Consider the following 13,447-nt stretch of genomic DNA (forward strand, 5'->3'; position numbering starts at 1 on the left):
AAGCTGCAGCAATCGGTTTTATAAAGGTTGCTGCAGTTTTTTTAAATAAGAAGGTGAAGAAAATGAAAAAGAAAATAGGTAATAGACCTCAAACCCAAATCAGTCTTTTATTACAATTATTTATGGCAGTGATGTTTCTTGCCGGAGCTGCAGTTTTTACATATCCATTTTTAGCAGATGCTCTCAGCAATTATTTGGATCAAAGAAGGATCGAGAATTATCAAAAGCAGCTTGAACGCGATAAAGAAGAAAAACATGAGCAACAATTAGCAGTGCATGAAAAGAAAAATCAGACGCTTGCTCATACATCAGTAATCCCAGGAATGGGACAAGTCAAAGATCCTTTTGAGCAAGCGGTTAGAAATGTCCAAAATCCAGGAAAAGAATATTACGAACAACATATGATCGGAGCCATCTATATTCCGAAAATCAATGTTAGCTTGCCTTTATTTGATGAAACGAATGATCTTTTGTTAGATAGAGGAGCGACAGTCCTGCAAGGCACCTCTTTTCCAACTGGAGGAGAGAGTACACATTCCGTGATTACCGCCCATAGCGGTATTGCTGAGAAAAAACTCTTTACGGATCTTGAAGAAATGGAGCAAGATGACCGATTCTATCTTGAAGTGTATGGTCGGATGCTCGCTTATGAAGTCGTTGAGAAAATTGTTGTCCTTCCAACAAAAACAAATACATTAGCAATTAGAGAAAAGCAGGATCTAGTCACACTTATCACTTGTACACCTTACACCGTGAACACTCACCGATTACTAGTGACAGGAAGACGAGTTCCCTTTACAGAAGAAGTCTCTTCAAAGATAGAACAGACAAAAAAATACCATCTTTATCGATTACTTATACTCCTTCTAGGTATATTGCTAGTGCTAACGCTTTTCGGTTATTGGTGTTATCGAAAATTTAAAAGACAAAAACAACGAAAGAAAAATAACAGATAATAGACCAATTATTAAGAATAACATAATAAATTTAAGCTGCTTGGAAGAGACAAACGCGATTAAATCGCATATTTCCAGTTTTTTTTAACGTTTGCTAAAATGACATTTTCCAGGTAAGCCAACTTGTTTCACAAGGGCTTCTTTGATATTGTAGTAGCAAGAAGAAAGATGGAGGGATTTTTTATGGCAAAAATCATGGTAGTCGAAGACGAAGAGATCATTCGACAATTGATCATGGAGGAACTTGAGAAATGGCAATTTGAAACCTTTGGAACGACCGATTTCAATCAAGTGTTCTCAGACTTTGAAAGAGAAGAACCACAGCTTGTATTACTAGATATTAATCTTCCCGTTTTGGATGGCTATTATTGGTGTCAAAAAATACGTGAAGTATCGAAAGTACCGATCATTTTTATCTCCAGCAGGAATACGAATATGGATATGATCATGGCTATGAACATGGGGGCAGATGATTTTGTGACAAAACATTTCCAAATCGATGTACTGATTGCAAAAATCAATGCATTACTTCGCCGTTCTTACAACTACACAGAATTATCTAGTGAAATGATGAGCCACAATGGCATTACGTTGAATGTTGACAACGGAAGTATGGAAATCAACGGAGAGATCATTGATTTGAGCAAAAATGAATATCGTCTATTATTTATTTTGATGAAGCACAATGGAAAGATCTTAAGTCGGGAAAAATTGCTGCGAGCACTGTGGGATGACGAACGATTTGTAGATGACAATACATTGACAGTCAACATCAATCGGTTACGCCGAAAAATCGAACAGGCAGGTATCCAAGGATATATCGAAACAAAAGTAGGACAGGGATATATCGTTCCCTGAAAGGATGAGCGGTTAAGATGAATTTTTTTAAATATTTGAAAGATCAGTGGACATTGATCTTGGGATGGCTGTTTTTTATTGCATTGACGATCTTTGTGATGTGGCTGGCGCCAAACATCAAAGTTGATTTGAGCACAATTGCTTATTTAGCTTTGATTGAGGGCGTCTTTCTGATTTTTTATCTGCTGGGTGGTTACTTGAGCAAGAGAAGATGGTGGGGAAAATTAGCCGACATACAAAAAACTTCCCCTTTGCAAAATTATTTGAGTGGTGGGAGGACAGAAGAAGAAAAACTGGTAGAAGAATATATCAATCAGCTGATCCGTGAACACCAAGAAGTAATGCAATCAGCAATCAGTAATCAACAAGACCAAAAAGATTATATTGACTCATGGGTCCATGAAATCAAAGTGCCACTTTCCGCTTCTAAATTGCTAGTTCGTTCGATCGAGTTCGATATTGACGATCAAAAGTATACATTACTAGAAAATGAATTATCAAAAATCGATGAATACGTAGAACAAGTTTTGTATTATGCAAGACTCGACAGTTTCTCGCGGGACTACCTCATCCAAGAATATGGACTAAAAGGAATCATTCAGCCTGTGATACGCAGTCAGGCAAATTATTTTATCCAAAAAAATATTCGCTACGAGATCGTTGGTGAGGATCATACTGTTTTGACCGATGCTAAATGGATCGCTTTTATCTTCAACCAATTGCTTAGTAATGCCATCAAATATACGCCGGATCACGGAAACATCATTGTGAGCATAGAAAAGGAAGCGCAAGGAGTCAGCCTTTCAGTTAAAGATTCAGGGATCGGTATCCCAGCGGAAGACTTGAAACGGATCTTTGATAAGGGATTTACTGGGAGAAATGGTCGACTTAGCAAAACACATTCAACAGGATTAGGACTTTATTTAGCAAAAAATCTGGCCGAAAAATTAGGTATCCATTTGACGGCTGAATCAACTGAAGGAAAAGGGACAACAATGACTTTATTTTTCCCAATCTTAAATTTTTATAATGAAAAACGTTAGAAAATCGTTAGAAACGAAAAAAAGTGCTTGTGTTGTTAACGTTTTCGCTGATAAGTTTCTTATCATGTGAAATAAAAGGAGATTGGTTATGGAAATTTTAATAGCATTAGTCCCTATGTTGGCATGGGGTAGTATTGGTTTAGTAAGTGGTAAAATTGGTGGCGATGCCAATCAACAAACACTAGGAATGACGATCGGTGCATTTCTGTTTTCTTTAGTTGTCTTTTTCGTTGTTAGTCCTGTAATCACCCCTTGGATTTTCTTGATCGGATTTTTATCCGGCTTAGCTTGGAGTGTTGGACAAAATGGACAGTTCCATGGAATGAAGTACATGGGTGTTTCTGTAGGGCTACCATTGTCTACTGGTTTTCAATTAATTTTGAATACGATTGCGGGAGCCGTTTTCTTCCATGAATGGACACAAACGAAAGATTATGTATACGGTATTATTGCTTTAGCTCTTCTTGTAAGCGGTGCGTATTTGACTGCCCGACAAGATGACGAAGGAAAAATAGATACAGATAATAAAATGCTTGATTTTGGTAAGGGTTTTAGAGCATTGATCTTCTCTACGATTGGTTATGGTGTATATACCATCATCGTCAACTGGGCGAATTTGGATGCGATGTCAATTATCTTACCTCAAAGTATCGGAATGATCTTAGGCGCAAGCTTCTTTGCTTTCCGTAAAGTTAAAGTCGATCAGTTTGTGTGGAAAAACATGATCTGTGGATTATTATGGGGCTTAGGAAACATCTGCATGCTTCTAACAGTCAAATCACTTGGTTTAGCTGTTGGCTTCTCACTTTCACAAATGGGGATCATTATCTCTACTTTAGGTGGGATTTTCATCCTTGGCGAAAGAAAAACGAAAAAAGAGCTCATTTATGTTATTGTTGGTTGCCTTTTAGTCATTTTAGGTGGTATCCTTTTAGGGTATATGAAAACAGTTTAATCGCTGTTTTCCAACCTAAAATGGGGAGGAACTTCAATGGATTTGTTTCGTAAGAAAGAGATCAATCTCAATCATACGAGTGAGATGAAAAAAGAACTAAAAACGTCTGATTTGATCATGCTTGGAATTGGTGCGATCATCGGTACGGGAATATTTGTGGTGACAGGGGTTGCGGCCAATCAAAATGCTGGTCCAGCACTGTCACTTTCATTTGTCTTAGCTGCAATCGTTGTCATTTTGTCTGGACTAAGTTTCGCAGAATTTGCTTCGCGAGTGCCAGTGATTGGTGGGCCATATGCCTATCTGTATGTTGTATTTGGTGAATTTGCTGCCTGGCTGACAGGGTGGTTGTTGATCGGGGAATTTTTACTAGCGGTTTCCTCTGTTGCTTCCGGATGGTCTGGCTATATGCAAGGTTTTTTGAAAAGTTTAGGGGCCGAACTTCCACAAGCATTAACTGGCGGGTACAATCCGGAAAATGGTACATACATTGACTTGATTGCGGTGCTCGTAGTGATATTCGTCACTTACATCGTGTCGCTTGAAGCCAAGAAAGCATTACGTTTGAATAATGCCATGGTATATGTCAAATTTGGTATCATCGCGTTGTTTATCATTGTAGGAATATTTTTCGTTAAACCTGATAACTGGCAGCCATTCATGCCTTTTGGTTTTTCCGGTGTGCTAGATGGTGCAGCTCTTGTGTTTTTTGCTTTCTTGGGATTTGATGCCGTTGCAATGGCAGCCGAGGAAGTCAAAAACCCGCAAAAAGATGTGCCAAGAGGAATCATTGGTTCGATACTGATTGCTACTGTCCTTTACATCATCGTGACGCTGATCTTGACAGGAATCGTTCCGTATACTGAACTAGGAGTCAATGACCCAGTGGCTTTTGCAATGAGGTATGTAGGACATGGAACAGTGGGCGCGGTGATCGCTGTAGGGGCAATTTTAACGCTACTGACGGTAACGATCTCGATGATGTATTCACTTGCTCGTTTACTGTTTGCTGTCAGCAAGGATGGCTTACTTCCTAAGTTTATGACAGAAATCGATCAAAAGCATCGTACACCGAAAAAAGCGACTTATGCCGCTGGTGTGGCAGCTGTATTCTTTGCCGGATTTTTCCCATTGAATGTATTAGCGGAACTAACGAATATCATGGCGCTCGCCTATTTGATGCTTGTTAGTCTAGGCTTACTGAAGTTGAGAAAAATGTTTGGCAAACCAAAAGCTGGAGAATTCAAAGTGCCATTCGTTCCGCTATTGCCAATCGTCTCCATCTTGACTTGTATTGTATTGATGCTTCGTCTGCAAACTGTGACATGGATCGTGTTCGGTATCGTAATGGTTATTGGACTGATCATTTATTTTGGCTATGGCTATGGACACAGCAAGATGAATGAGAAATAGACTCCAATGGAGAAGTTAGAAGAAAGATAAGAAAAACGCCCATCAACAGTTGTAATAAACTGTTGTTGGGCGTTTGTTTTAGTAACAAGCGAAAGGTGATCTATTGGGTTAAATCCAACAGTTTTTGTTTCAGATCTTCTTCCATGTGTCCAAGCTCTACTTCTGCATGACGACGTTTTTCTTTTCCTTCTTTTTGGATACGCAATGTCTCTTGGATTGTTTCGATCAAATCATTTTGAGTGGTTTGAAGGGTCTCGATATCCACGATTCCACGTTCATTTTCTTTCGCTGTTTCGATGGCTGAGATTTTCAGCATTTCTGAATTTTTCTTCAATAAGTCGTTTGTTGTTTCAGAGACTTGGCGTTGAGCAGTTACTGCATCTTTTTGACGAAGCAAGGTCAATGCGATCACGACTTGGTTTTTCCACAGCGGAATGGCTGTAGCGATAGATGCTTGGATCTTTTCAGCCAAGGCCTGATTTGTGTTTTGGATCAAACGGATTTGTGGTGCTTGCTGGATCGTGATCTGTCTAGCTAAGCGAAGATCATGCGTACGTTTATCCAGACGATCTAGGAATTGCGTGTAATCATTGGCAATCTGAACATCCATCTGATCGCCAGTTTCTTCTGCTCTTTTCATCGCTTCTGGAATGATCGTTGTTTGAAGTTCTTCCATTTTCAATTCTCCAGCAGCGATATAAATATTCAGTGCATCAAAGTAGTCTTTGTTTTTCTGGTAAAGCTGTTCTAACATCAGATTATCTTTTAGCAGACCGTCTTTTTCTTTATCTAATTTCACTGAAATCTTGTCAATTTGTGCACCAATCTTTTGATATTTTGCTGTCACTTCATAGATCGATTGTTTGACCTTCCCGAAGACACGCTGGAAGATGTTCCCTTCTCCGGCACGCAGTTCGTCAGGATTGGCTTCTTGGAGACGATACATCAGTTCAGTTAAGGAATCTCCTACAGGACCAATATCTTGTGCTTGCACATGATTCAACATCGATTGTGAGAATTCACTTAATTTTGCTTGGGCAGCCGATCCGTAGCTGATGACAGACTGTGCATCATTAGCATCGATTTTTGCTGCTAGCTGTTTAGCTTGTTCTTGGCGTTCCGCCGGTAGTTTGTCAATTAAACGAGCAGCTGTCTGTTGCTCTTGGAGCTGATCAATCTCCGCTTGTTGTGAAGTGGTCAGCGTATCTGTTGGAGTTGAAAACGGGTTGTTCAATAAATCTTCAAGTGTATCGTTAACTGGTGTAACATCTTTTGTTTCAGTCGGTTTATGATCCATAAAAAATTCCTCCTTGTTGAATCTGTTCTCGATTCTTACATGAATGTCTCTACTTTAGAAAAAGTACTCGAAACAGCCAGACATCATCTGAATGTTCCGAGTCTTCTTTTATGAACAAAAGAGTTAATCCTTTTGTTCTGGTTCATATTTATTATCACGCTTTAAGCTCTGTTTCGCAACAGATATCTCTACGTCGATATCATCTAGATCCTCAGCAACGAATTTTTGATAATCTTGTGCGATTAAAGCTGACAGCTGGTCGATGATCTGCGCGCTTTCTTCTAGTTTTTCATAGGTCTGTTTGTTTTTGATCTCATGGTCATTGATCTCATTATACTTATTTGTCAAATCAACTAGATTCGGCAGATGCGTATAAAGAAACTGACTTGCTTCATGCAGTCGGTTTGGTTCTTTCACCAATTCTTTGAATAAAGCTTTCGCTGCTTTGACTGGATCATGGCGGAGATCGATTGCTTTAAGTTTGGCTGTCTGCTGCATATTCATTTGCAATTGATTGATCTCATTTTTTGTTTGATTCATTGTTTGTCGAAAAAATGAAATTTCATTCGCTGTCATACCGCTTTTTTCATAGTGAGTTTCAAGTTCGTCAGTCAGTGCAGGAATTTCTTCTTGTTTTCCCTTTTTCCTGCGCGAACCAAAGAGTCCCCACAAAACTAAAACTACACCTATCAATAAAAGTCCTAGAACAAAAGAAAAACTATTGTTTCGGACAAAGAGAAATAGCAAGACCAATGCTAGAAGCCACGGCCAATTTCGTTTTATCATAATAAACCCTCCATGTCATTTATCGTTGAGTATTGAATTCTTTTCGTTATTCGATTACATACTTATTTTAGCATACGGACTACTAGAAAGAGTATCGGACTAAAGAAGGATTTTCTATATTTAGAGAAAATCTAAGGTTTATCTATGGTAAACTAATAAGGAGTTTTTGAGAAAAATTGAAAAATGAAAAAAAAGCAGTTATGATTACAAAGAAAGCAGGAGAAGATATGCTGAACAATGAGCAATTTGAAGAAAAAACAATCAGTCGCAAAGAAATCTATAGCGGAAAAATTATTGATGTTGCTGTAGACGAAGTTCGTTTGCCAGATGGAGGAACTTCGAAGAGAGAACTGGTATTTCATCCTGGCGGTGTCGGGATCATTGCTTTTGACGAACAAGATCGTCTGCTTCTTGTCAAACAATTTCGAAAACCTTTAGAAAAAGTGATTTTGGAGATTCCAGCTGGAAAAATCGATCCAGGAGAAGGACAAAATCCCGAAATGACAGCAGCTAGAGAATTAGAAGAAGAAACTGGCTATCGTGCGAAGTCGCTGAGCCATCTTACTTCGATGTATCTTTCACCAGGTTTTGCAAATGAAGTCCTTCATATTTATCATGCACAAGGGGTAGAGAAGGTCGAGAATCCTTTAGCACAAGATGAAGACGAAGTACTGGAGTTGTATCATCTAACTCTTGAAGAGGCGCAACAAGCGATGAAAGATCAGTTGATTTGTGATGCAAAGACGATTTATGCGATTCAATACTGGGAACTATTGACCAAAGGAAAGTAGAGGGATCGGCTTATGGCCAAAGGACCGCTTATTACGCGAAGCGAACTTCGCAAGCGACAACAAGCACAAGCAAGCGAGTCATTAAAAAAACAGCGAAAAGCAGAAACAGCTTATCAGCAAGAAGAAAAAAAGATTGCCAGCTTTTATCGTAAAGAAAGCAAAAAGAATAAACCAATCACGAAAACAAGGATCAGCGAACGGGAAAAGACGACCAAATGGAACTCTTTTTTGATGAAATCTCTTATTATTGTTATCCTAATGTTATGTGTGGTTTTTTTAGCAATCGCATTTATATAGAAAGAAGGAATTAAAAAGATGAAAATCGGTATTATCGGCGCAATGGAAGAAGAAGTAAAAATTTTGAGAGAGAACCTAAGCGAACCATTATCATGGGAACGCGCAGGCGCTTTATTTATTTCAGGTTCATTAGGTAACCACGAAGTGATCGTCGTACGTTCCGGTATAGGAAAAGTCTTAGCATCTATTACCACAAGTCTGTTGATCCAACAATACGGCGTGAACATGGTGATCAATACAGGTTCAGCTGGCGGAATCGGTGAAGGCTTACAAGTAGGTGACATCGTTATATCAGACAAAGTAGCTTATTTTGATGCAGATGCAACAGGATTTGGCTACAAACCAGGACAATTACCAGGAATGCCTCTATATTATGAAGCAAGCACATATTTGCGCAGTGAAATGGTTAAAGCAGCAAAAGCAACGAATTTGAACGCAAAAGAAGGATTGATCGTTACAGGTGATACATTTGTCGACTCGCCAGATAAAATCAAAGAAATCTTAACGAATTTCCCTGAAGCATTAGCTTGCGAAATGGAAGGAGCCGCTGTTGGACAAACAGCTCGTCAGTTCAATATCCCATTTTTGATCGTACGTGCAATGAGCGACACAGCAGATCACTCGGCGACACAAAGCTTTGACGAATTTATCGAAGACGCAGGCAAACGATCAGCAGAAATGGTGATCGAATTTGTCAAACATCTCGTATAAGGAGGACTAAGATGAACGCATTGATCTCGATTGACTACACATATGATTTTGTTGCAGAGGATGGAAAGCTGACTACTGGGACAGCAGGACAAGTAATTGAAAAAAAGCTGACTGCTCATACAAAGAAGTTTATTGATCAAAAGGATTTTGTCGTTTTTGCCATTGATGCGCATGATCCAAAAGATTCCTTTCATCCGGAGAACCGCTTATTTCCTCCGCATAATGTGATAGGAACGGGTGGACGGGAATTGTACGGCTCTTTAAAAAGTTTATACCAAGACTATGAGCAAGAGGAAAATGTTTATTGGATAGACAAACGGCATTATTCCGCTTTTAGTGGAACAGATCTAGACATCCGTTTGCGAGAACGCCAGATCACAGATATTTATTTGACCGGCGTATGTACAGATATCTGTGTGTTGCATACAGCAGTCGATGCGTATAATCTAGGATACAAACTCCATATTTTCAAAGATGCCGTGGCAAGTTTCGATCCCGTTGGACATGAATGGGCATTGAGACATTTTGAGTCCACACTAGGCGCAGAAATTTTATAAAAAAACAAAGTGATTTGATAAAATAAAAAGCACAAAATAATAAAAGAAGAGCATAAAACAAACAACTTTGTTTTATGCTCTTTTTTATACGTTATTTTAAAAAAACTTATTCTTTTTACGTTAATAAATCTCTTTATTATCAACAACTTAAGTTATATTTTTTCTTTTTATAAAATACACTTATTATAATTTTGTTTTTTATTGACAGTAAAAATAAATTAGGTAATACTTTAAGTAAACGCTTTCTAATTTGTTACGGGAGGAATACACTTGTTAAAAAAACGTATAAAATACAGTGCGCTAATGATGAATCTCCTTATGCTCAGTACCCCGGTTTTAATTTCTGTCGTTGAAGTTGCTGCTAACGAACAACAGTCTGTGAACGAAGAAAATGCACACGTGAACATTGAAGGGATGTCAACAATGGAGGAAGTACCAAGAACTAGTGAAGATATGGATACGGAAGAAGGAAATGATCCTATGATGAAAGAATCAGAAAATGAAAAGACAAAAAAGCAATCTGAAGAAGCAAATGAAGAGTGGAAAGGGGCTGTTTTCGGAGAAAGCACAAGTGCTAGTAGGTATGCCATTGAACCATTAGAAGACGGCGTGCGGCTCTCTTCCACGAATAACGGCGGAAAATTCCAGTCAAGCGGATCAGATGGAATGACCTATTATTATCAAGCAATCCCCAAAGACATCAACTTTAGGATGCGGGCGACGATCGAAATAGAATCTTGGACCTATACGAATGCCCAAGAAGGATTTGCTTTAATGGTAAGAGACGCAGTACCAAAAAATCATTTGTTTGGGCAGGCATTTTATTCAAATTCATTTGCCATACTAGGCAGTCGGATCGAATATGTCTGGGACTCGGATAGACAAGAAGTGGTCAACACGAGCGGCAGCAAATATACGATGCGACTTGGATTGGGGACACGGGCAATCACAGGAATATCATCTGAAGATCCGCAAGCTGCGCCAGCTCCTGGGAGTGTCTCAGTGGAAACAACACCTTTAGAGACTTCAGCAGGGTTCTTGGAAAAAGAAACAGGTTCTTATAATATATTCGGAAACGGTCATGGGAATCTGTTTCCGGCCACGAACTCGATTACTAAACTGGACGTAGAGATGAAAAAAACGAATACTGGTTTAGAGGCATATTATTACGATCCTGAAACAGGAGAAGAAATGGCTTCTGACATCATGTATGACTGGGAAAAATTATACGCTTCAGATGAATCGGTTATTTATGCAGGATTTGCTGCAGCAAGGAATATGACGATCAAGGTAGAAGGAATCGAAGTTGCTTACTCAGATCCTGCGACAGATCCTCCTGGGCAAGAAAGACCTACTCGCTTGATTGATCCGATTTACACTGTGACCTCTAGTAATCATTCAGGAAACCAAGATCATACTATGTCCTTTAGAGCAAATGCTGACGGATTATTGACAATTAAAAATAAAGCAACAGGAGAGGTGCTTAAGAACGCAAAAAACTTGGCTATCACTGCGAATCGGGAATTTGATTATCAGACAAAACTGATGGAAGGAACGAACGAATTTACTTTCAGTTTTACGCCAGATAAAAACTATCCGCCAGAAGAATACGTAGAGATGACTAGTTATGAAACAAAAGAGATTCTTCATACAGTGGACTACCGTAAACCTAAATATTCGACAGTTTATGTAACACCAGAAGGGTCAGATGCAGGAAACGGAAGCAGACAAAATCCATTATCTCTGACACAAGCATTGAGATACGCATATGCTGGGCAGACAATCGTCATGGCGCCTGGAACTTATTCCTTCGAAAGAGGATTGACGATTCCAAAAGGCGTTAACGGGACAAGAGAAAACCCGATTCAGTTGATTGCAGAGAAAAATCCAGAAAACAAGCGTCCTGTACTTGATTTTAAAGGAACTGGAAATGGGATGACACTGTTCAGTCACTACTGGGGTTTACGAGGGTTTGACATTACAAATAGTGCAGCTATGCAAAAAGGATTACAGATTTCTGGAAATCATAATTTGATCGAAGAGATTCATGCTTATCGGAATGGAAATACAGGAATCCAAATCAGCGGTAGCTCAAATGATCCTTTCGAAGCATGGCCCGCGCATAACTTAGTCAAGAACTGTACATCTTTTGAAAATGCCGATCCAGGATTTGAAGATGCCGATGGATTTGCGGCCAAACTGACAATAGGAGAAGGAAATGTATTTGACGGTTGTATCGCGTATCATAATGCAGATGACGGTTGGGACCTTTTTGCTAAAAATGAAACAGGTTCGATCGGAAAAGTAATCATCAAAAACTCAGTTGCTTATCGAAACGGCTGGGTACCAGGAATTGAGGGAGAAGGTAACGGTAATGGATTCAAAATGGGCGGTTCTTCTTTAACGGGCCCTCATGAATTGATCAATAGTTTGTCTTTCGAAAATCTTGCGAAAGGAATCGATTCCAATAGCGGAACAGATATTATCGTCAATAGCAGTACAAGTTTTAATAACGGTTCATATAATGTGGCTCTTTATACCTCTTCAGCAGGAAACACAGACTACCATGCTTCTGGTATCTTATCTTTCCGAACAGAGAATCTTGAGATGAGAGAGCAGATCCGCCCATTGAATCAAAACGAAGATCAAATCTACCACTCGTTGAACTACTATTGGAATGAACGAGAGAAACAATCAGAAAATACTCTTGGACATACCATATCAAAAGATTGGATCGAGTCTCTAAATACATGTTCGAAAGAAGGTCAGCAGCCTGTTACGCGCTATGAAAATGGAAGTATCCATGTTCATGGACTGATGCAGATTAAACCGGGGAATCGTCAAACAGAAAAGGAAAGAGTGGATGGTCTTCCATTATCTGTAGGTGCTATTTTTGACGGAGAAACCTCACCGTCTTCGGAATATCCAGAGTATGCAATCGTACAAGAACCAAATCAGACAAAACCAAATGAACAAAATAATCCGATTATTATACAAGAAGCAAATGGTGTGGCGGAGAATGCAGAAGGAAATATCATTGAACTGAAGCCTTTTACAGTTTTTGTGTCAACTTTCACACCAAATCAAGGAACGCCTGTCTTTGAAGATATGCGTTATTTCCCAGAAAAGATCCAAATCGTTGAAACACAGTCAAGTGCTCAATTTTCTAATCATACCGCTATTTTTTCAGCACCTTCAAAAGGAGAATATACGCTAGAAGTCACTTATCGTTCGGAAATATTTGATGGGGAAAAATGGTCTGCTCATACAGAATCTGTTACCCAGCAAAAAGCGATCACTGTGCGAGAAACTGCCGATGTGCCCCCGGGAAATGACAAACCAGAAAGAGAAAATCCAGGAAATGAATCACCAAATGGAAAACCAAATGGAAAACCTTCTCATCCGGATAGGACAGCAAAAGAAAGTGAAAAAAATGGCACTCAAGGACTCCCAAAAACGGGAGAATTTAATAACCCGTTGCTAGCATTAGCTGGAGGAATTTTGTTAATCGGTGTAGTTGTTTATGTCATGAAACAGCGAAAAAAATAAGTGGAATTTCTCCTTTTATGATGTAAAACAATTGACTGAGGAAAGTAAAAATAGAAGGAAATGAGACCAATAGATGTCTCACTTCCCTCTATCTTTTTATAGATGAGGTTCTCCTTGCTGCTTTTGATTGGCTGTTCTTATTACTTGATGCAGGACAGCTTTTTCACAATCTCTCCACTAAACGGTGTTCAATCAGCTGACCCTCGGTATTAGCTCAACAAACGGCAAAATATG

At 39.2% G+C, this 13,447-nt stretch carries 12 protein-coding genes; 10 read left to right on the top strand and 2 right to left on the bottom strand.

Going from position 1 to position 13,447, the window contains the following annotated elements; all coding sequences use genetic code 11:
• Positions 1–62: 62 nt before the first annotated feature.
• The 5 genes from PYW34_RS02340 to PYW34_RS02360 all read left to right on the top strand — a co-directional run bounded on the left by PYW34_RS02340 (position 63) and on the right by PYW34_RS02360 (position 5,225).
• Complete coding sequence (locus PYW34_RS02340) at positions 63–956, top strand: class C sortase (protein ID WP_002286772.1); 894 nt, start codon at positions 63–65, stop codon at positions 954–956.
• Positions 957–1,139: 183 nt separating this feature from the next.
• Positions 1,140–1,814, top strand: a complete 675-nt coding sequence (sapR, locus tag PYW34_RS02345; RefSeq protein ID WP_002286771.1) for a two-component system response regulator SapR — start codon at positions 1,140–1,142, stop codon at positions 1,812–1,814.
• Positions 1,815–1,831: 17 nt separating this feature from the next.
• Complete coding sequence (gene sapS, locus PYW34_RS02350; protein WP_002286770.1) at positions 1,832–2,857, top strand: two-component system sensor histidine kinase SapS; 1,026 nt, start codon at positions 1,832–1,834, stop codon at positions 2,855–2,857.
• Positions 2,858–2,945: 88 nt separating this feature from the next.
• The gene (locus tag PYW34_RS02355) at positions 2,946–3,812 is read left to right on the top strand and encodes a GRP family sugar transporter (protein WP_002286769.1); all 867 of its coding nucleotides are present in this window, start codon (positions 2,946–2,948) and stop codon (positions 3,810–3,812) included.
• A gap of 36 nt (positions 3,813–3,848) precedes the next feature.
• Positions 3,849–5,225: an amino acid permease gene (locus PYW34_RS02360; protein ID WP_002286768.1), complete on the top strand. Its 1,377-nt coding sequence runs from the start codon at positions 3,849–3,851 to the stop codon at positions 5,223–5,225.
• 100 nt (positions 5,226–5,325) lie between these two features.
• Here PYW34_RS02360 and PYW34_RS02365 read toward each other — a convergent pair whose 3' ends face one another.
• Complete coding sequence (locus tag PYW34_RS02365) at positions 5,326–6,522, bottom strand: toxic anion resistance protein (protein WP_002286766.1); 1,197 nt, start codon at positions 6,520–6,522, stop codon at positions 5,326–5,328.
• Positions 6,523–6,645: 123 nt separating this feature from the next.
• Positions 6,646–7,308 carry a 5-bromo-4-chloroindolyl phosphate hydrolysis family protein gene (locus tag PYW34_RS02370; RefSeq protein ID WP_002286764.1) on the bottom strand — a complete coding sequence of 221 codons (663 nt, stop codon included), beginning with the start codon at positions 7,306–7,308 and terminating at the stop codon, positions 6,646–6,648.
• A gap of 227 nt (positions 7,309–7,535) precedes the next feature.
• Here PYW34_RS02370 and PYW34_RS02375 point away from each other — a divergent pair, with 227 nt between their 5' ends.
• The 5 genes from PYW34_RS02375 (at position 7,536) to PYW34_RS02395 (ending at position 13,213) form a co-directional block, all read left to right on the top strand.
• Positions 7,536–8,099, top strand: coding sequence for an NUDIX hydrolase (locus PYW34_RS02375; protein ID WP_002325125.1), 564 nt, complete (start codon positions 7,536–7,538; stop codon positions 8,097–8,099).
• Positions 8,100–8,111: 12 nt separating this feature from the next.
• On the top strand, positions 8,112–8,396 hold the full coding sequence (macP, locus tag PYW34_RS02380) for a cell wall synthase accessory phosphoprotein MacP (protein ID WP_002286760.1): 285 nt from the start codon (positions 8,112–8,114) through the stop codon (positions 8,394–8,396).
• 18 nt (positions 8,397–8,414) lie between these two features.
• Positions 8,415–9,107, top strand: a complete 693-nt coding sequence (locus PYW34_RS02385; RefSeq protein ID WP_002291218.1) for a 5'-methylthioadenosine/adenosylhomocysteine nucleosidase — start codon at positions 8,415–8,417, stop codon at positions 9,105–9,107.
• An 11-nt stretch (positions 9,108–9,118) separates the two neighbouring features.
• Positions 9,119–9,664, top strand: coding sequence for a cysteine hydrolase family protein (locus PYW34_RS02390; RefSeq protein ID WP_002291217.1), 546 nt, complete (start codon positions 9,119–9,121; stop codon positions 9,662–9,664).
• A gap of 270 nt (positions 9,665–9,934) precedes the next feature.
• A complete protein-coding gene (locus PYW34_RS02395) occupies positions 9,935–13,213 on the top strand; it encodes a right-handed parallel beta-helix repeat-containing protein (RefSeq protein ID WP_002334447.1) in 3,279 nt (1,092 codons plus the stop codon).
• Positions 13,214–13,447 lie beyond the last annotated feature (234 nt).

The sequence above is a fragment of the Enterococcus faecium genome, from assembly GCF_029023785.1.
Taxonomy (GTDB): domain Bacteria; phylum Bacillota; class Bacilli; order Lactobacillales; family Enterococcaceae; genus Enterococcus_B; species Enterococcus_B faecium.

Excerpts from the sequence above, each read along its gene's own strand:
- PYW34_RS02360 (WP_002286768.1), top strand. The coding sequence starts at position 3,849 with ATGGATTTGTTTCGTAAGAAAGAGATCAATCTCAATCATACGAGTGAG.
- PYW34_RS02390 (WP_002291217.1), top strand. The coding sequence starts at position 9,119 with ATGAACGCATTGATCTCGATTGACTACACATATGATTTTGTTGCAGAG.
- macP (WP_002286760.1), top strand. The coding sequence starts at position 8,112 with ATGGCCAAAGGACCGCTTATTACGCGAAGCGAACTTCGCAAGCGACAA.
- sapR (WP_002286771.1), top strand. The coding sequence starts at position 1,140 with ATGGCAAAAATCATGGTAGTCGAAGACGAAGAGATCATTCGACAATTG.
- PYW34_RS02365 (WP_002286766.1), bottom strand. The coding sequence starts at position 6,522 with ATGGATCATAAACCGACTGAAACAAAAGATGTTACACCAGTTAACGAT.
- PYW34_RS02340 (WP_002286772.1), top strand. The coding sequence starts at position 63 with ATGAAAAAGAAAATAGGTAATAGACCTCAAACCCAAATCAGTCTTTTA.
- PYW34_RS02355 (WP_002286769.1), top strand. The coding sequence starts at position 2,946 with ATGGAAATTTTAATAGCATTAGTCCCTATGTTGGCATGGGGTAGTATT.
- sapS (WP_002286770.1), top strand. The coding sequence starts at position 1,832 with ATGAATTTTTTTAAATATTTGAAAGATCAGTGGACATTGATCTTGGGA.
- PYW34_RS02385 (WP_002291218.1), top strand. The coding sequence starts at position 8,415 with ATGAAAATCGGTATTATCGGCGCAATGGAAGAAGAAGTAAAAATTTTG.
- PYW34_RS02370 (WP_002286764.1), bottom strand. The coding sequence starts at position 7,308 with ATGATAAAACGAAATTGGCCGTGGCTTCTAGCATTGGTCTTGCTATTT.
- PYW34_RS02375 (WP_002325125.1), top strand. The coding sequence starts at position 7,536 with ATGCTGAACAATGAGCAATTTGAAGAAAAAACAATCAGTCGCAAAGAA.